The sequence below is a fragment of the Uliginosibacterium sp. sgz301328 genome (assembly GCF_041807905.1).
In the GTDB taxonomy this organism is placed as follows: domain Bacteria; phylum Pseudomonadota; class Gammaproteobacteria; order Burkholderiales; family Rhodocyclaceae; genus JBGVSA01.
The window spans coordinates 200,670-223,443 of record NZ_JBGVSA010000003.1 but is presented as its reverse complement, the minus strand read 5'-3'; the positions used below and the strand labels follow the sequence as shown (position 1 = coordinate 223,443).

The window sequence follows — 22,774 nt, the reverse complement described above, 5'->3', positions numbered from 1 at the left end:
TATCTGGTAATGGTTTTGTGAGACCCACTCTCGTTCTCGTCGGTCGTCCCAACGTCGGCAAATCGACCCTGTTCAACCGGCTGACGCGTACGCGCGACGCCTTGGTGGCCGATCTGCCCGGATTGACGCGCGACCGTCACTACGGCGTTGGCCGAGTGGGCGACAAACCCTATCTGCTCGTCGACACAGGCGGTTTTGAGCCCTTGGCAAAAGAGGGCATCGTGGCCGAAATGGCCCGTCAGGCCGAAGCCGCCATCGCCGAAGCGGACGCGCTTTTGTTCATTGTCGATGGCCGTGCCGGCCTGACGCCCCATGACAAACAGATCGCCGATCGCCTTCGTCGAAGTGGCCGGCCCCTATATCTGGTCGTTAACAAGGCCGAAGGGATGAACCGGCCAGTGGTGGCCGCCGAATTCCATGAGCTCGGGTTCGGCGATCCGTTGGTGATTTCCGCTGCACACGGCGACGGCGTCAAGGCGCTGATGGACCTCGTGCTGGAGCGGTTTCCCCAGACCGAGACCGAGCAGGATGCCTCGCACGGTCCTCGCGTGGCGATCGTCGGCCGCCCGAATGTGGGCAAGTCGACCCTCATCAACGCCTTGCTGGGCGAGGATCGTCTGATTGCTTTCGACATGCCTGGCACGACGCGCGACGCCATCGCAGTGCCGTTCGAGCGAAACGGGCGTGAGTACACACTGATCGACACTGCCGGTCTGCGCCGCAAGGGAAAGGTCTTCGAGGCGATCGAGAAGTTCTCGGTCATCAAGACGCTGCAAGCCGTCGAAGAGGCTAACGTGGTCGTGTTGGTGCTCGACGCGAGCCAGGATATTTCTGATCAGGATGCTCACATCGGCGGGTTCGTGCTCGAAACGGGTCGAGCCCTGGTTGTGGCGGTCAACAAGTGGGACGACGTCGACGAGTATCGTCGCGAGCGCATCAAGGCGGATATCGCCAGGAAGCTACAGTTTCTGTCGTTTGCGCGCTTTCATTACATCTCCGCGCTGCAGGCTACCGGTATTGGCCCCCTGCTCAAGTCGGTGGATGGCGCTTACGGCGCGGCAATGGCCAAGTTGTCGACACCCCGTCTGACACGCGTGCTCCAACTGGCCGTCTCCAAGCAAGTCCCGCCTCGGCACGGTATTTTCCGACCGAAATTGCGTTATGCTCACCAAGGCGGTCAGAATCCGCCTGTGGTGGTGATCCACGGGAACGCCCTGGAGCACGTTCCGGCCTCGTATCAGCGCTATCTGGAACATTCGTTCGTCGAGGCGTTCAAATTGCAGGGCACACCGCTCAGGATTCAATTCAAGAGTACGCGCAACCCCTTCGCAGGCGAAGATTGACGCAGCTCAGCCGACTCTTCGGGGAAATCAAAAGTCGGTCGGGTACAATTGGTAGACTGGCAGCTTTTGCCCGTAGCGCGATAACATACATTCATAACAATACCGAGGGCCAACCATGAGCAATAAAGGCCAGCTTCTGCAAGACCCGTTTCTGAACATCCTGCGCCGCGAACATGTTCCGGTGTCGATCTATCTGGTCAATGGCATCAAATTGCAGGGGCACATCGAGTCGTTCGACCAATACGTCGTCCTGCTCAAGAACACAGTCACCCAGATGGTGTACAAGCACGCCATCTCGACGGTCGTGCCGGCACGTGCCGTGTCCATTCCGCACGAAAACGCTGGCGACGCTGCCAAAGAGTAATTCCCTGTTGTCCTGCATCCGGTGGGCCTCGCGCCCACTTCTCTCTGTCCTGTTCCATGTTTGAGCGTCCGGCCGCCGGCAATCGCGCCGTACTCGTTCAACTGGATTTCGGTGACGGAGGGCTCGCCGAGCGCGTGGCAGAACTCGAGCTCCTGGCTGGCTCCGCCGGAGCCGAGACGCTCGCCGTCGTCCAGGCCAAACGCCAATCGCCAGACCCGGCCCTGTTTGTGGGCAAGGGCAAGGCGCAGGAGATCGCAGATCTCGTCGCAGGTCACAGCGCGGACCTCGTCATCTTTAACCACGAACTGACTGCCGGCCAGCAACGCAATCTTGAACGCGTGCTGCAGAGGCGGGTGGTCGACCGCAATTCCCTCATCCTGGATATCTTCGCCTTGCGTGCCAAGAGCCACGAGGGCAAGTTGCAGGTCGAGCTCGCCCAGCTCGAGCACATGGCCACGCGGCTGGTGCGGGGATGGACTCACCTTGAACGCCAGAAGGGCGGTATCGGTTTGCGTGGTCCGGGTGAAACCCAGCTCGAAACTGACCGCCGGTTGTTGGGCGCGCGCGTCAGGCTCCTGAAAGAGCGCCTTTCGCAACTCGAGAAGCAGCGCCGCGTCAGGCGCCGCCAGCGGGAACGCACCGCGGTGCCCACGGTCTCACTGGTCGGTTACACGAACGCCGGCAAATCAACGCTTTTCAACGCGCTGACAAAGGCGGGCACTTACGCCGCGGACCAGTTGTTCGCGACGCTGGATACGACTTCGCGCCGGGTTTACCTGCGTGAAGCGAATGCCAATATCGTACTGTCCGATACGGTGGGTTTCATCCGGGACCTGCCTCACTCGGTGGTGGCGGCTTTTCATGCCACGCTGGAAGAGACGGCCAGTGCCGATCTGCTGCTGCATGTTGTCGATGCCTCTTCGGCCGACCGCGAAGCGCAGATCGACGTTGTAAACCAAGTGCTGAGGGAAATCGGCGCGGGGGATGTTCCCCAGATCGTCGTCTGGAACAAGATCGATGCGACGCACGGGCAGCCGGGTGTCGAACATGACGCCTATGGTAAGATCGGGCGCGTCCTCGTCAGCGCCCGGACCGGAGCGGGGCTAGATTTGCTCCGTTCGGCCCTGGCAACGCATTTGTTCCCGCCGCCCGAACCTCATTCTGAAGACGATCAGACAGGCTTGATATCAACGTGATCACTGGACTACTCATGTCGCTGAACGATCCACGCTGGGGCAACAATAACCAGGGTGACGACCGTCGAGGTAACGACCCTAGCCCTCCCGACCTCGAAGAAATCTGGCGCGACCTCAATCGCCGCCTCGCGGGTGCATTCAACCGCAAGGGGGGTGGTCAGCGCGGCAATGATGGCGGTGGGCCGCCGCCCGAAACGACCCGTCGACAGTTCGGCGGCGGTATCGGCCTCGTGGTGGCCGTGCTCGTCGTGCTGTGGCTGGCCAGCGGTTTCTATACCGTCGATGCCTCCGAGCGCGGTGTGGTGCTGCGCTTCGGCAAGTTCAGGGAAGTCACCGGCGAGGGCCTGAATTGGCGTTTGCCGTTCCCGCTGGAAACGCACGAACTGGTCAATGTCAGCCAGGTGCGCACTGTTGAAGTGGGATATCGCGGCTCCGAGCGCGCCAAGGATCTGCGCGAAGCGCTGATGCTCACGGACGACGAGAACATCATCAACATCCAGTTCGCCGTGCAATATACGGTGGCCGATCCCGAGGCCTTCCTGTTCAACAACCGCAACCCCGAAGAAGCGGTCAAGCAGGCTGCCGAAACCGCGATGCGCGAGATCGTCGGCAAAAGCCAGATGGACTTTGTCCTCTACCAGGGGCGCGAGGAAGTCGCCAACAGCGCGGCGCGTCTGATCCAGGATATTCTCAATCGCTTCCAGACCGGCATCCAGATCAACAAGGTCACGATGCAGAATGCGCAGCCGCCCGAGCAAGTGCAGGACGCATTCAACGATGCCGTCAAGGCAGGCCAGGACCGCGAACGCCTCAAGAATGAGGGTGAAGCCTACGCCAACGACGTCATTCCGAGAGCGCGGGGCGCTGCAGCGCGCCTGAGGGAAGAAGCCGACGGTTACGCGGCCCGCGTGGTTGCCCGCGCAGAGGGCGATGCGAGCCGCTTCTCGCAGATCCAGGCCGAATACGCCAGGGCACCGGAAGTTACGCGCAACCGCATGTACCTCGATGCCATGCAGCAGATCTTTGCCAACACCAGCAAGATCCTGGTGGACACCAAGGGCAGCGGCAATCTGCTCTATCTGCCGCTGGACAAGATCATCCAGAGCACGGGTGCAACCAACGGTACGCCAGTGCCTGAAAGCACGCCGCCAGCCGCTGCCGCCGAGCCCGCGCCGTCGGCGGCTGCCGCCGCGGGCGTCGATTACCGTAGTCGCGATGCCATGCGCTCGCGCGATCGCTAAGGGGAGCCGTCATGCGTGATCGTTTGCCGCTGATTGCCGGCCTCGTCCTGTTCGTCGTGGTCGTGCTGTCCATGTCTGTCTTTACCGTCGATCAACGCCAATATGCATTGGTGTTCCAGCTCGGCGAAATCAAGCGCGTGATTACCGAGCCCGGCCTCAAGTTCAAGTGGCCGCTTATCCAGAACGTACGTTACTTCGATCGTCGCATCCTGACGCTCGATACGCCGGAACCCGAGTTGTTCCAGACGTCCGAGAAGAAAAACGTACTGGTCGACCTGTTCGTGAAATGGCGCATCGCCGATCCCGGTCTCTACTACCGCAGTTTCGGTGGCGAGGAAGCCAAGGCGCGCAACCGTCTCGAACAGACCGTGACCTCCGGTCTGCGTGAAGAATTCGGTCGCCGCACCGTGCATGAAGTCGTCTCGGGCGAGCGCGCCCAGATCATGGAGCGCATGCGCAAGCGTGCGGAAGATGATGCGAGTCGTTTCGGCATGCAGATCATCGACGTGCGCGTAAAGCGTGTCGATCTGCCTACCGAGGTGAGCGAATCCGTCTTCCGCCGGATGGAAGCCGAGCGCAAGCGCGTTGCCAACGAGCTGCGAGCCACGGGTTCGGCTGAAGCGGAAAAGATCAAGGCCGATGCCGACCGGCAACGCGAAGTGATCATCGCTGAAGCCTATCGGGATGCTCAGCGCGTGCAGGGGCAAGGGGACGCCAAGGCGGCTGCCATCTACGCAGAAGCCTTCGGCAAGGCACCGGATTTCTTCCGGTTCTATCGTAGCCTAGAGGCCTATAAGGCCAGCTTCCGCAACAAGAACGACGTTCTGGTCGTCGACCCGAGCTCCGACTTCTTCAAATATTTCAAGGGAAGCGGCGCCACGCGCGAAGCGAGGTAAAATGCTGCGGTATTTGTTGACCGCCTTCGCGCTCATGCTTGTGCTCGAAGGCATTTTCCCTTTTCTCGCGCCTGCCGCTTGGCGGGAGACCTTTCAGCGACTGACCCGACTGGCAAATGGCCAGGTCCGATTCGTCGGCCTGGCCTCGATGCTCGTCGGCGTCGCGCTGCTGTTTTTCGTCAAGTAATCATTTGTCATGGCTCTGCCGCGCTGGGCGCTGCCCGAACACTTCGAAGATGTGCTGCCCGTCGAGGCCGCCGCGCTAGAAACACTACGGCGCCGCGTACTTGATGAATTCCGCGTCAACGGTTATCAGTTGGTCGTGCCACCGATGGTCGAGCACTTCGACTCGCTCATATCGGGGGCGGGCCGCGACATGGCGGCCAGCACCTTCACTCTGATCGATCAACTCTCTGGCCGTACGCTCGGTCTGCGGGCCGACATCACGCCGCAGGTCACACGCATTGACGCGCATCTGCTCAATCGGCAGGGCGTCACGCGCCTGTGCTATTGCGGTAGCGTGGTGCAGACCGTGCCGCGCGCGCTCAATTCGGCGCGTGAACAGGTCCAGGTTGGCGCGGAACTGTTTGGCCATGCTGGCATTGAAGCCGACGAAGAAATCCTGCGCTTGCTCACGCGCGTGCTGGATCTCGCAGGCATCGCGACCCGTCGCGTTGACCTTGGGCACATCGGGCTTTTCCGTGCGCTGGCCGCCTATGCGGGGCTCGATCAGCAGGGCGAGGAGACACTGTTCGCGATCCTGCAGACGAAGGATGTCCCAGCCCTGCGCGACTTCACCGCCACGATGTCAGCAGAGCCGCGTGCCGCACTTCTGGCGCTGCCCAATCTGTACGGCGACGCCAACGTGCTGGTTCGCGCCATGAGCGAACTGCCCGATATTCCGGGTGTGCGCACGGCGCTCGAAGAATTGCTGCACTTGGCCCGCCGTCTGGCCGATCAGCCGTTGTCCTTCGATCTGGCGGACCTGCGCGGATACCACTATCACACAGGGTTGGTGTTCGCTGCCTACTGTGGCTCGCTCTCTGCGGCAGTGGCATTGGGCGGGCGCTATAACGACGTTGGGCAATCCTTTGGTCGTGCTCGGCCTGCCACCGGGTTCAGCCTGGATTTGCGCGTGCTGGCAGCTACGGTGGGGGTCGCGGCTCAGCAGGGCGCGATCCTGGCGCCACTGGCCGGCGATGAAAATCTCGGCGAAGTCGTTGCGGCGCTGCGTGCCCGTGGCGAAATCGTCATGCTTGAATTGCCAGGCCACGAGGGCGCCTGGCAGGAGGCCGGCTGCGACCGGCGATTGATCATGCAGAATGGCGCGTGGCATGTTGTCCCGCTGTAACGGAGAGTAAGACGCAATGGCGAAGAATGTGGTGGTTGTCGGTACCCAGTGGGGCGACGAAGGCAAAGGCAAGGTCGTCGACTGGCTGACCGATCACGCGCAAGGCGTAGTGCGTTTCCAGGGCGGGCACAATGCCGGCCATACGCTGGTCATCAAGGGCCAGAAGTACGCGCTCAACCTGATTCCGTCGGGCATCATGCGTGACGGCGTGGCGTGCTACATCGGCAACGGCGTGGTGCTGTCGCCCACGCATCTGCTGTCCGAGATCGACAAGCTCGAAGCCGGCGGGATTGAAGTGCAATCGCGCCTGAAGATCTCTGAGGCCTGCCCGCTGATCCTGCCGTTCCATAGCGCGGTCGACGTTGCGCGCGAAGTGGCGCGTGGTGGCGCTGCAATCGGCACGACCGGCAAGGGGATCGGCCCGGCGTATGAAGACAAGGTGGGTCGCCGTGCGCTGCGCGTATTCGACCTGTTCCACATGGGGCAGTTCGAAGACAAGCTGCGCGGCCTGCTCGATTTCCACAACTTCGTACTGACCAGATACCTCAATACCGAGGCAGTCGATTTCGCACGCGTGCTGGCAGAAGTGCAGGCCATTGTGCCGCGCATTCTGCCGCTGGTGGCAGACGTCTCGGCAGCGCTGCATCGTGCCAACAAGGCAGGTCAGAATCTGCTGTTCGAAGGTGCGCAGGGCACGCTGCTGGATATCGACCACGGCACCTATCCGTACGTTACGTCCAGCAATTGCGTGGCGGGGGCTGCCGCTGCAGGCGCAGGTGTCGGTCCCGGCATGCTGCATTACGTGCTGGGCATTACCAAGGCATACACCACGCGCGTTGGCGCGGGGCCGTTCCCGAGCGAACTGCCGATCGAGGAAGAAGGTTCGGTTGGCTACCACCTCTCCACGGTCGGCAAGGAACGTGGCACCGTCACCGGGCGAGTGCGTCGCTGTGGCTGGTTCGATGCGGCTGCGCTGCGTCGTTCCGTGCAGATCAACGGCGTGACGGGGCTGTGCATCACGAAGCTGGATGTTCTGGACGGTATCGAACAGTTGAAGATCTGCACGGGCTACCGTGTCGACGGCAAGTCTGTCGATCTGCTGCCGGTGGGCGCGGAAAGCGTGGCCGCATGCGAGCCGGTATTCGAAACGATGCCAGGCTGGACCGAAAGCACCGTCGGCATCAAGCATTACGATGAACTGCCGGCCAACGCGCGCGCATATCTCAAGCGCCTGGAGGCCCTTTGCGAAACGCCGGTCGACATGATTTCGACCGGTCCGGACCGCGAAGAGACGATCGTTCTGCGCCACCCGTTCAATTGATCGAGAGCCGCATCGCAACCAGACCGACCTTTTTCGTTCAGTTAGGCGTGCCGGCGCACCCATGCCGGCACGGCGATGCGTCTCTTGCGCAATCCGTCTTGTCGGCGAGTCGGCAGACGGTGTTATCTTCCCGTCGCAGCGCAAGCGACTTTTCTGTCTTGATTTTCACGCTGCGCCAGCGCGATCGTGTGCATTGCGCGAGGCGCGCGAAGGCGACTTTCGTGTTGCGGCGGAACGCCGTTACCAGTGCTTTGGCATGGCCGGCAGAAGATGCTTCGAGAACCGAAGCAGGAATAAAAAAAGCCGACCTTCCGGTCGGCTTTCTTAGCGAATTCTTGGTGCCCAGGAGAGGACTCGAACCTCCACACCTTGCGGCACTAGTACCTGAAACTAGCGCGTCTACCAATTTCGCCACCTGGGCACGGCTGCATCGCTGCAACTGAGACGCGCATTATATATTAAGGATTGACTTAGTCAATGCATAAAACAAAAAAACTCCGGACATCTCGCATTCGCAAGGCAGATCCATTCTTCGAACGCGAATCCCAGAAGTACGACAACCCTCTACCCAGTCGCGAGTACATCGAGCAGATTCTCGGCGACGTGGGCCACCCCATGGATATCGACAGTCTGTTTGCGGCGCTCGACATCCGCGACGAAGAACGCGAGCACTTTGCGCGCCGGCTGCGCGCGATGGAACGCGATGGTCAGCTCATGCGCAACCGTCGCGGCGACTACATCATTCCCGACAAGGCCGCACTGATCCGCGGACGGGTCGAGGGGCACCCGGACGGCTATGGTTTCCTGGTGCCGGACGACGGTTCGGATGACATATTCCTCGGTCCGAAGAGCATGCGCGAAGTCATGCACGGCGATCGGGTGCTGGTGCGCGTCGCCGGGCTCGACCATCGTGGCCGCCGTGAAGGCCGTATCGTCGAAGTGCTGGAGCGCGGCAATACACGTGTCGTGGGGCGGATCATCGAGCAACAAGGCGTGACGTATCTCGCGCCGGAAAACCGACGCATCAATCACGACATCCTCCTTGCGCCGATGCCGAACCGCAGCAAGCCCAAGGCGGGCGACGTGGTGACGGTGGAGCTTGTGCAGCAACCCGGGGCGAATGCTCAGCCTATCGGCCGCATCGTCGAGCGTATCGGCAGCTATGCCGATCCCGGCATGGAAATCGAGATCGCGCTGCGCAAGCACGATTTGCCCTTCGAGTTTTCCGCCGAGACCAAGGCCGAAGCGCGCAAGCTGCCCAGCGTCGTTCGCAAGAAAGATCTCGCCGGGCGAGAAGACATCCGTCACCTGCCGCTGGTCACCATTGACGGCGAAACGGCCAAGGACTTTGACGATGCGGTGTACTGCGAACGCGTTGGCAAGGGCTATCGACTGGTGGTCGCGATCGCCGACGTGAGTCACTACGTGGAACCGGGCTCTGCATTGGACGCCGACGCGCTGGCGCGCGGCAATTCGGTGTACTTTCCGCGCCGCGTTATTCCCATGCTGCCGGAGAAGCTCTCCAACGGGTTGTGTTCTCTGAACCCCGAAGTCGACCGTCTGTGCATGGTGTGCGATATGGATATCGGCCCGACGGGCGCGATCCGCAAGTATCGTTTTTACCCGGCGGTGATGTTCTCGCACGCTCGGCTGACCTACACGCAGGTGGCCGCTGCGCTGTACGACAAGGATGCGGATGCCATCGCCAGACTGGGTGCGTTGCTTCCGCACGTCGAAAGCCTCGACGCATTGTTCCGCGTATTGCTGCAGGCGCGTGCCAAGCGCGGCGCGATTGATTTCGAAACGATCGAAACGCGCATGATCTTCAATGACGAAGGCAAGATCGAACGCATCGTGCCGGAGGCACGCAACGATGCCCATCGGCTCATCGAAGAATGCATGCTCGCGGCGAACGTCTGCGCGTCGGACTTCCTTCACAAGAACAAACATCCGGCGCTCTATCGCGTCCACGAAGGGCCAACGCCCGAAAAGCTGGAAAAGCTTCGTGCCTTCCTGGCAGAGTTCGGCCTTGGTCTGGGCGGCGGCGATTCGCCCAAGGCATCCGACTATGCCAAGGTGATCGAGCGTATCAAGACGCGGCCGGACTTCCCGCTCATCCAGACGGTGATGCTGCGTTCGCTGCAGCAGGCAGTTTATAGCCCCGAGAACGTCGGCCACTTCGGGCTGGCCTACGAGGCATACACGCATTTCACTTCGCCGATCCGGCGCTATCCCGACTTGCTCGTACACCGCGCGATCAAGGCCGTCTTGAATCACACCAAGTACCAGCCGGCGTCGGGCCCGGTCGAACTGTTGCAGGACACTCGCCGAAAGAAGGGCAAGCAGCAAGAGCCCGATGTGCCGGGCCGCGCGCGCAAGGATGCGGCCAAGGCCGCGCGCCGCAATATCTGGGACGACATCGGCATGCACTGTTCGATGACGGAGCGCCGGGCCGACGAGGCCAGCCGAGATGTCGAGTCGTGGCTCAAGTGCTATTACATGCAGGATCACGTTGGTGAAGAGTATGCCGGTAGCATTACGGCGGTGGTGCCCTTCGGTATCTTCGTGACGCTCGACGAACTCTTCGTTGAAGGTCTGGTGCACATCTCCGACCTCGGGCGCGATTACTTCCACTACGAAGAATCGCGTCACGAACTGGTCGGCGAGCGCAGCGGTCAGCGCTTCCGCCTGTCGGACCGTGTGGACGTGCAGATCGTGCGTGTCGATCTCGAAACGCGAAAGATCGACTTCCGCCTGATCGAGGCCGAAATGCCGTCCACCCGCCGCGAAGGCAAGACGGCGCGCGACGCAGGCCGCAAGCAGGCCGCAGCAGTAAACGGGAGCGACGACGAAGTCGTCAGTTGGCGTAAACTGGCGGGCTTGCCCGACACGCCGGATCTGGATACGGCCGTCGAGCGCGCAGCGCGCAATGCGCGCAGCAAGGGCAAAGCGGCCGCAGCAGGCAAGGCGCCTGCGCCTGCCGCCAAGAAGGTTGCCGCAAAGAAACCTACCGCCAGGAAACCCGCCGCAAAGGCGACACGAACGATGAACAAGAAGACCAGTAGCAAGAGGAGCAGCCGTGGCTGAAACCCGCTTTATTCACGGCTTTCACGCCGTCGCCGCCGCGCTGCGCAATGATCCGGAGGGCGTGCAGGAAATTTTCGTTGCCGCGCAACGTGCAGATGCCCGCGCCAAGGATCTGTTGGCCAAGGCCGATGCTGCCGGCGTGCGCGTCATGCCCGTCGACAATGCACGGCTGGATGGCATGGCCGGCACGCATCGACACCAGGGTGTCGTGGCGCGCGTGGCTTCGCGCCGCAAGGAAGTCATGATGGCCGACCTGCTCGACACGCTGACCGACAACGCGCTGTTCCTCGTGCTGGATGGGGTGCAGGACCCGCATAATCTCGGAGCCTGTTTGCGCGTTGCCGACGCGGCCGGAGCGGATGCCGTCATCGCGCCGAAGGATCGTGCCGTCGGTCTGAACGCGACGGCGATCAAGGTTGCCAGTGGCGCAGCCGACACCGTGCCCTATGTGACCGTGACCAATCTTGCTCGCACCCTGCGCCAGTTGCAGGAGGCGGGTGTCTGGTGTGCTGGCGCGGCCGGTGAAGCGGAAAAATCGCTCTACGATATCGACCAGAAAGTGCCTTTTGCATGGGTGTTGGGCGCCGAAGGCGACGGGCTGCGTCGTCTCACGCGCGAGACGTGCGATGAACTGGCAAGGATTCCCATGTACGGTTCGGTCGAGAGTCTCAACGTCTCGGTCGCGTCCGGCATCTGTCTGTTCGAAGCGCGCCGCCAGCGTATCGGCTGATCGGCATCGCAGTGAGCCGGCCCTTTCGGATCCGCGTCGTTTCCACTTAACGCAAGGTGGCGATGCCTTGCGAATGTCATGATCTCGTCTATCCTCAGAGATAGAAATCGGAGAGACCAATGACGCGAAACGGCCGGCAGGCGTGGGTGGTTTTCCTCTTCGTTGCGCAATTTTTGTGGGGAACTCTGGCGCTTGCAGTGGCGCCGGAGCCTGCAGGCTGGCCCCGGAATATCAATGCCGGCGGCATGCAGATCGAGGTGTTCCAGCCGCAGCTCGATGCGTGGCGGGACAACCGACTGCAGGCGCATGCGGCGATGGCGGTGACGTTTCCTGGCGACAAGCAGCCCACCTATGGCGTACTGGATCTTGACGCCACGCTTCTCATCGATCGGTCGTCGCGCTCTGTGCGGCTCGATCGCATCAATGGCCTGGAGGCCAAGTTCCCTTCCGCCCCTCAGCGCGAGGCCAATTTCATCGCGACGGCGCGCAATGCCCTGCTGCGTGATGTGTCCGTCATTTCGCTCGACCGGCTCGAAGCCGCCCAGGCGCAGACGCAGGCCGAGCGGAAAGGCCAGGCGCAGCCGGTGCGGAACGATCCGCCCAAGCTGATCTTCTCCGAAGTGCCGGCGTTGCTCGTCTACGTTGACGGCGAGCCACACTGGCAGAAAGTCGGCAGCGCGCCGCTCGAGCGCGTGCTCAACACTCGCGTGCTGCTCATGCGCGACGCGGCAGGTCGGTACTACCTGCACTTCATGGACGGCTATCTCACGGCCGACAAGCTAGAAGGGCCGTGGTCGGTGGCCCAAAAGGCGCCGGCCGGCGCCGCAGCGGCAGAAGCGCTGGCCCGCGAAAACCGACAGATCGACATGCTCGCCGGCCAGCCCGACAAAGCAGGCGGCAAGCCGCCTTCGCTCAAGAGCCTCCCCGGCGGCAAGCCTCCCGTCGTATTCGTCTCCACGGCGCCGGCAGAGTTGGTCGTGACCGACGGCACGCCGAACTACGCGCAACTTGCGGGCACCGATCTTCTGTACGTCACCAACACGACTGCCAACGTCTTCAAGTTCATGGGCAACCAGAAGAGTTACGTGCTGGTGTCCGGCCGCTGGTTCCAGGCGGATTCGCTGGAGGGGCCGTGGACCTATGTCCAGCCGACGAGCCTGCCCGCGGACTTCGCCAAGATTCCGAATGACTCGCCCAAGGAGAACGTGAAAGCCTCGATCCCCGGCACGCAACAGGCGCGCGAAGCCGTGGTGGCTGCGGACATTCCGCAGACAGCAAAGGTCGATCGGACGAAGACCTCCTTCACTTCGGTAGTGGACGGGGCGCCTCAGTTGGGGGCCATTACGGGGACGCCGCTGTCCTATGTCATCAACGCGGCCGACCCCATCATTCGCGTGGATGACCACACCTGGTACGCCTTGCATAACGGCGTGTGGTTCGTCGCGACAGGTGTGGACGGCCCGTGGACCGTGGCGACGAGTGTGCCGGCGGTGATCTATTCGATTCCGGTCAGTTCCTCGCTGCATTACGTGACCTACGTGAAGATCTATGACGTGACGCCGACAGTCGTCGTCGTTGGCTACACCTCCGGGTACTACGGCACGATCGTCACCAGTGACGGCGTGGTGGTGTATGGAACCGGCTACGCCTACACCCCCTGGGTCGGCACGTACTGGTATGGCCCCCCGGTGACCTACGGCGTGGGCGTGAGCATCTGCTGGACGCCGTGGGGCGGCTGGGCTTTCGGTTTTGGTTTTGGATGGGGCTGGGGTTATGCGGGCGTGGGCTGGTGGTATCCACCAGCGCCTTGGTGGGGACCGTACTGGGGTGGCGCCTACTACAACGCCTATGGCGGCGTGACAGCGTGGGGCCCTGGCGGCTGGGCGGGTACGACGGGCAACATCTACAACCGCTGGGGGAACGTTCAAAGTGTCAGCCGCGGCTTTGGAGGGTACGACGCATATACCGGCAACCAGTTCGCAGGGCGCTACGGTACGGCCTACAACTCGCGCACCGGCACCATGGTCGCGGGCCGGCAGGGCGCTGTCGATAACGTCTATACCGGCAACTACGCCTACGGCGGTCGCGGCACTGCCGTCAATGCGCGCACGGGGACGGTCGCTTCCGGTGGTCGCGTCACTATCGGCAATGAGAACACAGGTAATCAGGCAACGATCAATCGGGGCACCATCAGCACACCCGGCGGCACCGTCAACATGGGTGGTGTGCGCACCGACCAGGGCGCGGTGGGGCACGTCAACAACAACTTTTACGGCGCCAAGGACGGGCAGGTCTATAAATACGATCCGAACAACCCGGATCACTGGCAGCCGGTGAACCAGCAGCAGGCGCAGGAGCGTCTGCAGCAAGGTCAGCAGCAACTACAGGAGCGGCGGGCCAACGGTGGTGGCGGCCAGCTTTCGCAAGAGAACATCCAGCAGTTGAACCGCGACCAGAGCGGCCGCAATCTTGGCGAAGCCCGGGCCAATGCATTCCGGCAGAACGGTGCGCAATTCAATCGTCCTTCGCAGGGTTTCAATCGCCCTCTGGGCGGCGCGGGTGGATTCCACCGGCCCATGGGGGGCGGTTTCCATTTCCGTCGCTGATCCGGATGGCATGAGTTGCCCGAAGTGACAGCTGACAGGTGGGCCGCGGCGAGGTCTGATGTGTTCCTGGGACGGCAGCGCTCCGGCGCTGACGCGAGCGAAGTCGGTTCCGTGAGGCAGAGCGATGGCGCAGGACACAGCGGCCGGCCTTATGTTGACGCTGGTGGCATTGATCGCAATTGGAGTGCTGGCGTTCGCGTGGTGGCGCGAACGCCGTCATCGCATGGCCAGCGAGGCCCAGGCGATCCGCTATCGCACCGAGCTAGCACACGCTTCGCGCCTGGTGACGGTGGGGGAGCTGACGGCGTCGATTGCGCATGAGATCCACCAGCCGCTCGGCGCCATCCTGAGTAACGCCGAGGCGGCAGAAATGCTCCTGCAGCGCGCCGCCCCGCCCATCGATGAAGTGCGCCAGATTCTGGCGGATGTGCGTGCTGACGATATGCGGGCCACCAAGGTCATCCGCCAGTTGCGTGCATTGCTCGGCAAGGAACAGTTGGAACTGCGCGGACTGTCGCTCAACGAAATCGTGGTCGAGAGCGTCTCCCTGGTACGGGGCGCCGCGCGCAAGGCCGAACTGCGCATCGCGCTCGAACTGGAAGATGGTCTGCCCGATGTGTTGGGGGACCGCACGCAGTTGCAGCAGGTGCTGCTCAACCTGCTGCTCAATGCCATCGACGCCTGCCATGAAGGCGGCGGCGAGGCAGGTCTGATCATCGTGCGTACGCTCTGCGCAGACAAGAGCGTGGCTTGTGCGGTGCTCGATCGGGGCCAGGGTTTGCGAGGAGAAGCGCGCGAGCGCGCTTTTGAGTCGTTCTACACCACCAAGCCACACGGACTCGGGCTTGGGCTGTCCATCGTCAAGACGATCATTGATCGTCACAACGGCAGCATCTCCATCGAGGATCGCCAGGGTGGCGGCACGGTGGCGACGTTCGTTGTGCCGGCCATTCGCCAGGATCGGAGGAATGCAGCATGAGCGAGGCGATTATCCACGTGGTCGACGACGACGCATCGTTCCGTACCGCGCTGGTAAGACTTCTGCGTACCGAAGGCTACGCTGTGAGGGCCTATGCTTCGGTGGGCGAGGTGCTGATCGAACCCGAGTGCAGCGCCCCCGGGTGTTTCATCCTCGACGTCAACATGCCGGGCCCGACCGGCATCGAATTGCAGATTGCGCTGGCGCGCCGGGCCGATCCGCCGCCCGTGATCTTCCTGTCGGGCTACCTTGATGTGCCGACGACGGTCGCCGCGATGAAGCTGGGCGCCGTAGACTTTCTCACCAAACCCATCGATCGCGCCAAGTTGGTTGCAACGGTTGAGGGCGCGTTGGTTGCTGATCGTGCCGCCCGTGAGCGACGCTCTGGCGAGCGCACGTTTCGGGTGCGGTTCGAATCGCTTTCGGATCGTGATCGCAGCGTATTCGATCGGGTCACCGCCGGCCTGCCCAACCGCGAGATCGCCGAGCAACTGGGCATCGCCGAACGTACCGTCAAGCTGCATCGCGCGCGCGTCATGGAGCGGCTTGGTGCGCGCACCGTTCCCGAACTTGTGCGCATGGCCGATCGGCTGGCGGCGGACGGCTCTGAACGCTGATCTTTCGCTGTTCAGGGCAGTCGTCGCTGTGCCCACACCACGATTGCCGTGAGCAGCGCGAACGCGGCGAGCAGGCGGTAGATGTCCCCGCAGGCGATGAGCAGGGCCTGTCGGTTGAGCGTTGCGCTCAGCTCTGCCAAAGCACCTTGCCACGCCGTCGCCGCATCCATGCCCTGCGCCATCAGCGCGTGCTGCATCTGGCTCATCCATTGCGAGATGGCCGGGTTGTCCGGCTGAACGTGGCTCGCGAGATGGCTGTGCACCGCGAATTGCCGATTGTTGAGCAGCACGGCAGCAAGCGCGCTGGATGATGAGGTCGCCAACTGCCGGATCAGGTTCTTGCTCTGATAACCATGCGGAAAGCCATCGTCGCCGAGCCCGCGAAAAGTCAGGCCGGCGATGGGGATGACGAGCAATACGCCGAACAGTCCTTTCGGAATCAGGCCGAACGCGAGCATGCCGACCGTCGCGTTGGGGGGCAGGTGCGAATACCACAACGCTGTGAATACCATCGTCATGGCGCCACAGATCATCAAGGGCCGCTTGCGAGGAAAGCGCTTGGCTACCTTCAGATAGACCAGGATGGCGCACAGGCTGATGGCCCCGGCGAAACTGTTGAGCCAGCCGGCCACGCGCAGCGGCACGCCGAGCGCCTGTTCGGCGAATACCGGAAACACGTAGCCTGCGAAGTTGGTCAGGGTGTAGTACATGAAGTACAGCACCAGGCCGGTCAGGTACGTCGGGTCATGCAGGGTGCGAACATGCAGCAGCGGTGCGGGATGGTGCCACTGGTGGTAGACAAACCCCCCCAGCATGGACAGGCCTAGCGTTCCCAGCGCGATCAGGTGGATGGGGTGGGCGAAGATGTCGTAGCGCAATTCGCTCAGCATGAATTGCAGCACCACCACTGCCGAGGCAAAGAGAAGCAGCGGAGCGATTTCCCAGGTGCGTTCGTCGTCGCGTGGCTCTGCCTGGGGCAGCAGTGTCGCCGCACCGATCAGGGCGATCACCGCGAATGGCACGGCGCCGTAGAAGATCGTCTGCCAGGTGCCGTGTTCCATCAATTCGGCGGCAAGTCCGGGGGCGAGTGCCGAAGCGCCGAAGATGCCGATCATGAAGTGCTTCACTGCGCGTGGCCGGTCAGCGGGCTTGAACAACAGGTTCACCAGAATCCGGCTGCTCGTGAACAATGCGCCGCCACCGATCCCCTGCACGAAGCGAAATGCGATCAGCATGCCGATGCTCTCGGCGTTGGCGCAGGCCAGCGTACCCGCAAGGAATATCGCCAGCGCGACCGTCAGATAGCGGCGATAGCCGTAATGCGCCGCCAGCCATTGCTGCTTGACGATCATGATCATGCTGCCCATGGCGTAGGCGGCCTGCGCCAGCGCGAACTCGCGTGGCGAAGCGCCGATGCCACCCATGATGTGGGTGGCGCCAAAGACGAACATGAGGTTTTCGAGAAACTCCACGCCCGTCATCAGCGCCAGCAAGGCCATCAAAAGGCGTTGCTTGCTCAGCCGGACCCAGGCATGAAGACGGCGCTGCATGGTGGAGGCTCTTATTGCTCGCCACCCAGATGGCGGTAGAGCTGCCGCAAGTGTTCGATTGTCTGCGTGGTTGCTTTGGTGCCGAGTTCTTCCCATAGGCGTTCGTGCGCACCGTGGACTGCCGGCGTCGCTTGTCTGAAGAGCGCTTCGCCCGTCTGAGTGAGATCGACCGCGAAGCTGCGCCGGTCCTTTAGCACGGGGTTGCGCTGTACCAATCCGCGCGCTTCCAGCCCATCGAGAAGGCGGGTGATCTGCGTGCGGGTGGCGTCGAGTATTTCGCCCAGTTCGGATGGCGTGATGACACGATTCGCTCGCTCTTTGCTGGCCAGTACCGTCATCAGCAAGTACTGGCGCCGTTGGAGCCCATAGGGTGCCAGGGCGGTATCGATGTATTGATCGAGGCGCTGCGCCACGAAAAAGATCAGTCTCGATGCGACAAGCGCGGAGCGCGGAGCGGAAGGGTACTGCTCGAAATAACGCCCGATTCGGTCTTCGAAAGTAGTCATTCGACGCTCCTGGTCAGAAAAGACCGGGTGAAATTATACCGTTTGGAACTAGATTCCGGTGCTTTTTCCCTGCATGGCAGTGTCAGCAAATGTAGTCAGCCCTGATAACAAAAAGGGCACGCCAAGGCGTGCCGGTTCGCATGAATTGATAGGGTTGTGGCGTCAGAAAATGTCGAGCGCCTTGCCGCGCGCTCGCCGCAGGCGCTCGACTGGTGGACCGGTGTGAGAGGCGCGCGACGCGTCCAGGGAATGCCTCTTCGGGCCAGTAGGACGGTCTGCGAGCGAACTGTTACGCAGGGCAAATCGTCATCATAAAAAAGCATCGATATTGCGTTGCGTGATTGTATTAATGAATGAAGTCGCCGCGACGGTGTTTATGCAGACATGAAAGTGGCGGCGGCGGGGCTGCCGTCCGTGATATGCTTCGGCACGGCGGGTCTCCTCGCATTGCAGCGTGGGAATCTGGTCAGGTCCGGAAGGAAGCAGCCATAACCGCTTCCTGCAAGTGCCGGGGGTCAGGCTCGCCGCCTCATTCAGCGGGTACGGTCATATCGGTCGTACCCGCTTCTCATTTCGGGCGTGCAATCGCGCATGCCGCTTTGCCAACTGTCTGAACAACCAGCTCCTGGGCGGCTCGGTGCCCTTGCGCATTGCCTGGGGCGGAGACGGCGAATAGAGGTATTGCCGCTGTAGCTGTTCGGCGTCCCAGTTGCCCGCAAACAGCACTTTGTCACCAGCCTTGAGCACGGTGTCCGGCGATGGCAGCAGGATCTGCTCGCGTCCGCGCAACATCAGCAAGGGCGTGGCAGAAAGGAGTTGCGGGGCGTTGTTTGGGTGCGTCAGGAAGTCCGCGATCATCAGCGGCGGATCGGCGTCGGGTGACAGGGCCTCACGCAGGCCCGGATAGGACGTCATGCAACTGAGCACCCACAGGAACGGCACCGAATCGCCCACCGCCGCTTCCAGCGCCGAGCCCGTGCGCTCAACGAGATCGCCCGTGTTGGACCGCACGGCGTTCAGGAAACGGTTGAGCAGCGGCGACGTGATCAGTTGCCGCACTTCGTGCGAGATGACATCCGCCTGAATGAAGCGAACGTCGGCGCGCGCCGCCTCGATCAGGCTGGCGTTCATGGCGTGCGTCTGACGGATGGCGATGAACAGTTTCGGGTTGATCTGACGCGCGCGGTTGACCGCGGCGAGGTTGATCGGGTCCTGATCGGTGCCGACCAGCAGGCCGACGGCGCGATCGATACCGGCCTCATGCAGCGCCTCGCGGCTATAGGTCCGTCGCAGCAGGTTGGGATGGTCCTTGAGCGCCGGATTGTCGTCGATGGCCGTCCACGTCGCCCCGGCTTTCTCGAGCGCCAGCGAAGCGTAATAGCCGAACCGACCGAACCCGCAGATGATCCAGTGCCCCATTGGCAAGCCAAGGATGTCGGGCCGGGGCGAGCCGGGCAGACCAGTCAGCCACTCTTCGATACGCAGCGTTTCTGGCGAGCCGAGATCGAGCCCGATGTTCGAGGCGAAGCTCTCGAAGGCATTGACCGTCTCGATACGAGGGAACGGGTCCAGGTTTTCCGTGGCAATCGGCGCGGTGACCCGGGCAATGATCCGCAGGCCCGGGTTCAGGATGGTGCCGCTGACGGCGACCGACTGGACGGTTTCGTCGTTGCCGCTGAGCACGACCATTACCTGGCACATGCGGGACGTCACGCCGGCATCGACGAGCACTTCCGGCAGGCGCCCGTCCGCAGCCAGCACGATCGGCGCACGTACGTACTCTTCGAGATCGGCGCGCCCCGCGCGTTCGGGGCGTACCTCCACGATCACCGTTCGCCAACCGATGCGGTCGAGCATGCGGGCCAGCAGCATGCCACTCTGTCCATAGCCGACGATCAGGATGAAGGGCTCTTCCAGCCGTCGTACCCGTGCATTGAACTGGTTACGCGCCATGGCGGCGCGGAACGCCGGGTCGCGCATCATATGCAGAATGCTGCCCACGGCGTAGGCCCAGGTCGTCACCGACAGATAGATCGAGAAGATCACCCACGCCCGCTGTGCTTCGGAAAACGGGTAGGGCACCTCGCCATAGCCGATCGTCGTGGCGGTATAGCTGACGATGTACAGGGCGTGGAAATAGCCCAGCGTCGCCGGGTTGCCGTCGGCATCCACACCCGGCATGTGGGCCAGCCCGAACACTGAGATCGACAGCACCGTGATGATGACGATCAGCGGCCGACGCATGCGTCGCAGGATCAGCATCAGCGTATCGCTCATGGCGGCTTACCGGGACTGGCGCAGCGTTTCGCCGATCAGCAGCACGACGGATATGCCGTTCGCAAGAAGTGCCCCGCTGGCCAGCGAGACGACGACCGACATCGTCGGTCCGTCCATGGCTTGCCCCTGTATGGAAACGTGCCAGCCCCACACCATGCAGGCGGCGGTGATCTGCAGCACGCCCGCCAGGCTGGTGGCCAGGTGCGTGGCGCCCAGGTGGGTGCGGTCGCCGAACTTGAGCACCAGCGTGATCAGGCTGACGACCAGCGTGGCGAAGAGTTCAGTCGGATGGTGATGCGAGACCTCGTCGATGGTGCCGATACAGAAGCCAAAGTTGAGTGTCGAGGTCAGGATGATGAAGAACCCGAAAATCACCTTTTCGAGATTCATGGATGCGTCCCCTTGCTGTTGGAATGTGCTGCCGGCCAGTATAAGTGCGCCCCGGGCTGGCGGCTTGACGCCGATGCTACGCTGCGCTTCGGGGCGTTGTCGCCACGCGAGTCGTGCCACTTTGGTCGATGTTGCGTTGCGCGGCCTGCGCCTCGCCCTCTGATAGAATCGCATGCCATGAGCTATCAGGTCCTTGCCCGCAAGTGGCGCCCCCGGAACTTTGCCACGCTGGTAGGGCAGGAGCACGTCGTGCGTGCCCTGACGCACGCGCTGCAGACCGGACGCCTTCACCATGCGTACCTGTTTACCGGCACTCGCGGCGTCGGCAAGACCACCATCTCGCGCATCCTCGCCAAATCGCTGAATTGCGAAACCGGCGTTACGGCCACTCCGTGCGGCGTATGCACGGCCTGCACCGAGATCGATGCCGGGCGCTTCGTCGATTACATCGAGATGGACGCGGCCTCGAACCGCGGCGTGGACGACATGGCGGCATTGCTCGAAAAGGCCGCCTACGCACCGGCTCGTGGCCGCTACAAGGTCTACATGATCGACGAAGTGCACATGCTCACCGGGCATGCCTTCAACGCCATGCTCAAGACGCTGGAGGAGCCGCCGGAGCACATGAAGTTCATCCTGGCGACGACCGACCCGCAGAAGATTCCCGTCACTGTGCTGTCGCGCTGCCTGCAGTTCAATCTCAAGCAGATGCCGCAGACGCACATCGTCGAGCATCTGACGAACGTTCTGACGAGCGAGAGCGTGCCGTTCGAGCCCGGCGCGCTGCGCCATCTCGCGCGGGGTGCCAACGGTTCGATGCGCGACGCGCTGTCGCTGCTCGACCAAGCGATTGCCCACGGCGCCGGTAAGGTCGAAGAGGCGCAAGTCATCGAAATGCTTGGCACGGTCGGCGACGAGCATCTGTTCGAATTGCTCGATGCGCTCCACGCGCAGGACATTTCGGCATTGCTGAGCGTGGCCGACGCCATGGACGCGCGCAGCCTGTCTTTCGACGTGGCCCTGCAGTCATTGGCCAGCCTGTTGCATCGCATCGCGCTGGCACAGTTCGCGCCGCAAGCCATCATGGACAATTTCGAGCGTGAACAACTGCAGCACTACGGTGCCCTGTTCGACGCCGAATTCCTCCAGCTTGCCTACCAGATCGCGCTGCACTCGCGCGAAGAACTGGCGTTGGCACCCGACGCCTACACGGGTTTCACCATGGCGCTCTTGCGCTTGCACGCGTTCCGGCCGGATGCAGGCGGAGCCGGCAGCGCGCCAGCGCAAGGTCCGGCGGGTGGGGGGCTGGCGAGACCCGTTCCGCCACGGCCGGTGCCTGCTCGCACCGAACAGCCTGCGCCGCGCGCTCAGCCGCGTACGGCCGAACCTGCGGCCGCAATGGAGGCCTCCGCACCACGTGCGTCGTCGCGCCCCTTGCCGTGGGAAGACGAAGCCCCGGCTTCTCCGCCGGCGGTCGAGGATGCCGCCCCTCCTGCCGCCGAAGCGGTGAAGGAAGAAGCGCCCGCCGCACCCGTCGGTGTGTCTGAAGCGCCTCCCGCCGCGTATCACTCGGCGCAGCAGACCGACGACTGGCACGGCATCATCGCGCGCATGTCGCTCGGCGGCATGGTGCGCGAGCTTGCCCAGAACTGTGAGTTGCTGAGCGTGACCGAAGGTGCGGTCCGCTTGCGTCTGGCACCATCGCACAAACATTTGATGGCAATGCCATCATCGGTGACCAAACTTCAGGAAGGGCTTGGCCAATACTTCGGCCGCTCCGTCCGGGCGGTTATCGAAGTCGGCGAAGTCGCCAGCGAGACACCCGCCCAGCGCAATGACGCGGAACGGCGTCAGCGCCATGTCGAGGCGGTGGCCGCCCTCGAAGGCGACCCGTTCGTCCAGGAAATGATTGAGCGCTTCGATGCAACCCTTGTCGAAGCCAGTGTGAAACCTATTTAGGAGTAGACCGACATGATGAAGGGCGGAATCGCCGGCCTGATGAAACAGGCCCAACAGATGCAGGACAACATGAAAAAGGTGCAGGACAGCCTGGCGACCATCGAAGTCGAAGGCCAGTCCGGTGCGGGCGCCGTGAAGGTGCTGATGACCTGCAAGTACGACGTCAAGCGCGTCAACATCGACGAGTCGGTGATGGACGACAAGGAAATGCTGGAAGACCTCGTTGCCGCCGCTCTGAATGATGCGGTTCGCAAGGTCGAGAGCACCACGCAGGAGAAAATGGCTGGCTTCTCCGCCGGCTTGAACCTGCCGCCCGGCTTCAAGCTGCCGTTCTGATTCCTCCGGGGCGGACTTCTCTCCG

The 22,774-nt window shown here is 62.6% G+C and carries 19 protein-coding genes, 1 tRNA gene and 1 other RNA gene; 16 read left to right on the top strand and 5 right to left on the bottom strand.

Annotated elements, in window-relative coordinates:
- The first annotated feature begins 17 nt into the window (after window positions 1-17).
- The 8 genes from der to ACDA63_RS03750 all read left to right on the top strand — a co-directional run bounded on the left by der (window position 18) and on the right by ACDA63_RS03750 (window position 7,712).
- Window positions 18-1,343, top strand: a complete 1,326-nt coding sequence (gene der / locus ACDA63_RS03785) for a ribosome biogenesis GTPase Der (protein WP_373661840.1) — start codon at window positions 18-20, stop codon at window positions 1,341-1,343.
- A gap of 115 nt (window positions 1,344-1,458) precedes the next feature.
- The gene (gene hfq / locus ACDA63_RS03780; protein ID WP_373661839.1) at window positions 1,459-1,707 is read left to right on the top strand and encodes an RNA chaperone Hfq; all 249 of its coding nucleotides are present in this window, start codon (window positions 1,459-1,461) and stop codon (window positions 1,705-1,707) included.
- 56 nt (window positions 1,708-1,763) lie between these two features.
- Entirely contained in the window at window positions 1,764-2,903 is a 1,140-nt protein-coding gene (gene hflX, locus ACDA63_RS03775) for a GTPase HflX (protein ID WP_373661838.1), read from the top strand.
- 14 nt (window positions 2,904-2,917) lie between these two features.
- Entirely contained in the window at window positions 2,918-4,144 is a 1,227-nt protein-coding gene (hflK, locus tag ACDA63_RS03770) for an FtsH protease activity modulator HflK (RefSeq protein ID WP_373661880.1), read from the top strand.
- 11 nt (window positions 4,145-4,155) lie between these two features.
- The gene (gene hflC, locus ACDA63_RS03765) at window positions 4,156-5,040 is read left to right on the top strand and encodes a protease modulator HflC (RefSeq protein ID WP_373661837.1); all 885 of its coding nucleotides are present in this window, start codon (window positions 4,156-4,158) and stop codon (window positions 5,038-5,040) included.
- Window position 5,041: 1 nt separating this feature from the next.
- On the top strand, window positions 5,042-5,227 hold the full coding sequence (locus tag ACDA63_RS03760) for a DUF2065 domain-containing protein (RefSeq protein WP_373661836.1): 186 nt from the start codon (window positions 5,042-5,044) through the stop codon (window positions 5,225-5,227).
- A 9-nt stretch (window positions 5,228-5,236) separates the two neighbouring features.
- On the top strand, window positions 5,237-6,391 hold the full coding sequence (locus ACDA63_RS03755; protein ID WP_373661835.1) for an ATP phosphoribosyltransferase regulatory subunit: 1,155 nt from the start codon (window positions 5,237-5,239) through the stop codon (window positions 6,389-6,391).
- Window positions 6,392-6,407: 16 nt separating this feature from the next.
- Complete coding sequence (locus tag ACDA63_RS03750; protein WP_373661834.1) at window positions 6,408-7,712, top strand: adenylosuccinate synthase; 1,305 nt, start codon at window positions 6,408-6,410, stop codon at window positions 7,710-7,712.
- Window positions 7,713-8,048: 336 nt separating this feature from the next.
- Here the strand turns inward: ACDA63_RS03750 and ACDA63_RS03745 are convergent.
- Window positions 8,049-8,133, bottom strand: a tRNA-Leu gene (locus ACDA63_RS03745).
- A 56-nt stretch (window positions 8,134-8,189) separates the two neighbouring features.
- Here ACDA63_RS03745 and rnr point away from each other — a divergent pair.
- The 5 genes from rnr to ACDA63_RS03720 all read left to right on the top strand — a co-directional run bounded on the left by rnr (window position 8,190) and on the right by ACDA63_RS03720 (window position 15,731).
- On the top strand, window positions 8,190-10,799 hold the full coding sequence (rnr, locus tag ACDA63_RS03740; RefSeq protein WP_373661833.1) for a ribonuclease R: 2,610 nt from the start codon (window positions 8,190-8,192) through the stop codon (window positions 10,797-10,799).
- Entirely contained in the window at window positions 10,792-11,529 is a 738-nt protein-coding gene (rlmB, locus tag ACDA63_RS03735; RefSeq protein ID WP_373661832.1) for a 23S rRNA (guanosine(2251)-2'-O)-methyltransferase RlmB, read from the top strand. Before rnr ends, rlmB begins: the two co-directional genes overlap by 8 nt.
- 119 nt (window positions 11,530-11,648) lie before the next feature.
- Window positions 11,649-14,135 carry a hypothetical protein gene (locus ACDA63_RS03730; protein WP_373661831.1) on the top strand — a complete coding sequence of 829 codons (2,487 nt, stop codon included), beginning with the start codon at window positions 11,649-11,651 and terminating at the stop codon, window positions 14,133-14,135.
- A 151-nt stretch (window positions 14,136-14,286) separates the two neighbouring features.
- Complete coding sequence (locus ACDA63_RS03725) at window positions 14,287-15,114, top strand: sensor histidine kinase (protein WP_373661829.1); 828 nt, start codon at window positions 14,287-14,289, stop codon at window positions 15,112-15,114.
- The gene (locus ACDA63_RS03720) at window positions 15,111-15,731 is read left to right on the top strand and encodes a response regulator transcription factor (RefSeq protein ID WP_373661828.1); all 621 of its coding nucleotides are present in this window, start codon (window positions 15,111-15,113) and stop codon (window positions 15,729-15,731) included. Before ACDA63_RS03725 ends, ACDA63_RS03720 begins: the two co-directional genes overlap by 4 nt.
- A gap of 11 nt (window positions 15,732-15,742) precedes the next feature.
- On the opposite strand, the gene ACDA63_RS03715 is transcribed toward ACDA63_RS03720, so the two are convergent.
- The gene (locus tag ACDA63_RS03715) at window positions 15,743-17,281 is read right to left on the bottom strand and encodes an MFS transporter (protein ID WP_373661827.1); all 1,539 of its coding nucleotides are present in this window, start codon (window positions 17,279-17,281) and stop codon (window positions 15,743-15,745) included.
- 11 nt (window positions 17,282-17,292) lie between these two features.
- The gene (locus ACDA63_RS03710; protein ID WP_373661826.1) at window positions 17,293-17,787 is read right to left on the bottom strand and encodes a MarR family winged helix-turn-helix transcriptional regulator; all 495 of its coding nucleotides are present in this window, start codon (window positions 17,785-17,787) and stop codon (window positions 17,293-17,295) included.
- Window positions 17,788-18,218: 431 nt separating this feature from the next.
- Between ACDA63_RS03710 and ffs the strand changes: the two genes are divergently transcribed.
- Window positions 18,219-18,316, top strand: an RNA gene (gene ffs / locus ACDA63_RS03705) — signal recognition particle sRNA small type.
- Between the two features lie 17 nt (window positions 18,317-18,333).
- Here the strand turns inward: ffs and ACDA63_RS03700 are convergent.
- Both ACDA63_RS03700 and ACDA63_RS03695 read right to left on the bottom strand, forming a co-directional pair.
- Window positions 18,334-20,064, bottom strand: a complete 1,731-nt coding sequence (locus tag ACDA63_RS03700; protein ID WP_373661825.1) for an NAD-binding protein — start codon at window positions 20,062-20,064, stop codon at window positions 18,334-18,336.
- Between the two features lie 6 nt (window positions 20,065-20,070).
- A complete protein-coding gene (locus tag ACDA63_RS03695; RefSeq protein ID WP_373661824.1) occupies window positions 20,071-20,454 on the bottom strand; it encodes a DUF6394 family protein in 384 nt (127 codons plus the stop codon).
- A 177-nt stretch (window positions 20,455-20,631) separates the two neighbouring features.
- Between ACDA63_RS03695 and dnaX the strand changes: the two genes are divergently transcribed.
- Both dnaX and ACDA63_RS03685 read left to right on the top strand, forming a co-directional pair.
- Complete coding sequence (gene dnaX, locus ACDA63_RS03690) at window positions 20,632-22,413, top strand: DNA polymerase III subunit gamma/tau (protein WP_373661823.1); 1,782 nt, start codon at window positions 20,632-20,634, stop codon at window positions 22,411-22,413.
- Between the two features lie 12 nt (window positions 22,414-22,425).
- Complete coding sequence (locus ACDA63_RS03685) at window positions 22,426-22,749, top strand: YbaB/EbfC family nucleoid-associated protein (protein WP_373661822.1); 324 nt, start codon at window positions 22,426-22,428, stop codon at window positions 22,747-22,749.
- Window positions 22,750-22,774 lie beyond the last annotated feature (25 nt).

Coding starts and splice junctions, on each gene's coding strand:
- ACDA63_RS03685 (WP_373661822.1), top strand. CDS start 22,426: ATGATGAAGGGCGGAATCGCCGGCCTGATGAAACAGGCCCAACAGATG.
- ACDA63_RS03760 (WP_373661836.1), top strand. CDS start 5,042: ATGCTGCGGTATTTGTTGACCGCCTTCGCGCTCATGCTTGTGCTCGAA.
- ACDA63_RS03700 (WP_373661825.1), bottom strand. CDS start 20,064: ATGAGCGATACGCTGATGCTGATCCTGCGACGCATGCGTCGGCCGCTG.
- hflX (WP_373661838.1), top strand. CDS start 1,764: ATGTTTGAGCGTCCGGCCGCCGGCAATCGCGCCGTACTCGTTCAACTG.
- ACDA63_RS03710 (WP_373661826.1), bottom strand. CDS start 17,787: ATGACTACTTTCGAAGACCGAATCGGGCGTTATTTCGAGCAGTACCCT.
- rnr (WP_373661833.1), top strand. CDS start 8,190: ATGCATAAAACAAAAAAACTCCGGACATCTCGCATTCGCAAGGCAGAT.
- ACDA63_RS03725 (WP_373661829.1), top strand. CDS start 14,287: ATGTTGACGCTGGTGGCATTGATCGCAATTGGAGTGCTGGCGTTCGCG.
- hflC (WP_373661837.1), top strand. CDS start 4,156: ATGCGTGATCGTTTGCCGCTGATTGCCGGCCTCGTCCTGTTCGTCGTG.
- ACDA63_RS03730 (WP_373661831.1), top strand. CDS start 11,649: ATGACGCGAAACGGCCGGCAGGCGTGGGTGGTTTTCCTCTTCGTTGCG.
- ACDA63_RS03720 (WP_373661828.1), top strand. CDS start 15,111: ATGAGCGAGGCGATTATCCACGTGGTCGACGACGACGCATCGTTCCGT.
- hflK (WP_373661880.1), top strand. CDS start 2,918: ATGTCGCTGAACGATCCACGCTGGGGCAACAATAACCAGGGTGACGAC.
- ACDA63_RS03695 (WP_373661824.1), bottom strand. CDS start 20,454: ATGAATCTCGAAAAGGTGATTTTCGGGTTCTTCATCATCCTGACCTCG.
- dnaX (WP_373661823.1), top strand. CDS start 20,632: ATGAGCTATCAGGTCCTTGCCCGCAAGTGGCGCCCCCGGAACTTTGCC.
- ACDA63_RS03750 (WP_373661834.1), top strand. CDS start 6,408: ATGGCGAAGAATGTGGTGGTTGTCGGTACCCAGTGGGGCGACGAAGGC.
- ACDA63_RS03715 (WP_373661827.1), bottom strand. CDS start 17,281: ATGCAGCGCCGTCTTCATGCCTGGGTCCGGCTGAGCAAGCAACGCCTT.
- ACDA63_RS03755 (WP_373661835.1), top strand. CDS start 5,237: ATGGCTCTGCCGCGCTGGGCGCTGCCCGAACACTTCGAAGATGTGCTG.
- hfq (WP_373661839.1), top strand. CDS start 1,459: ATGAGCAATAAAGGCCAGCTTCTGCAAGACCCGTTTCTGAACATCCTG.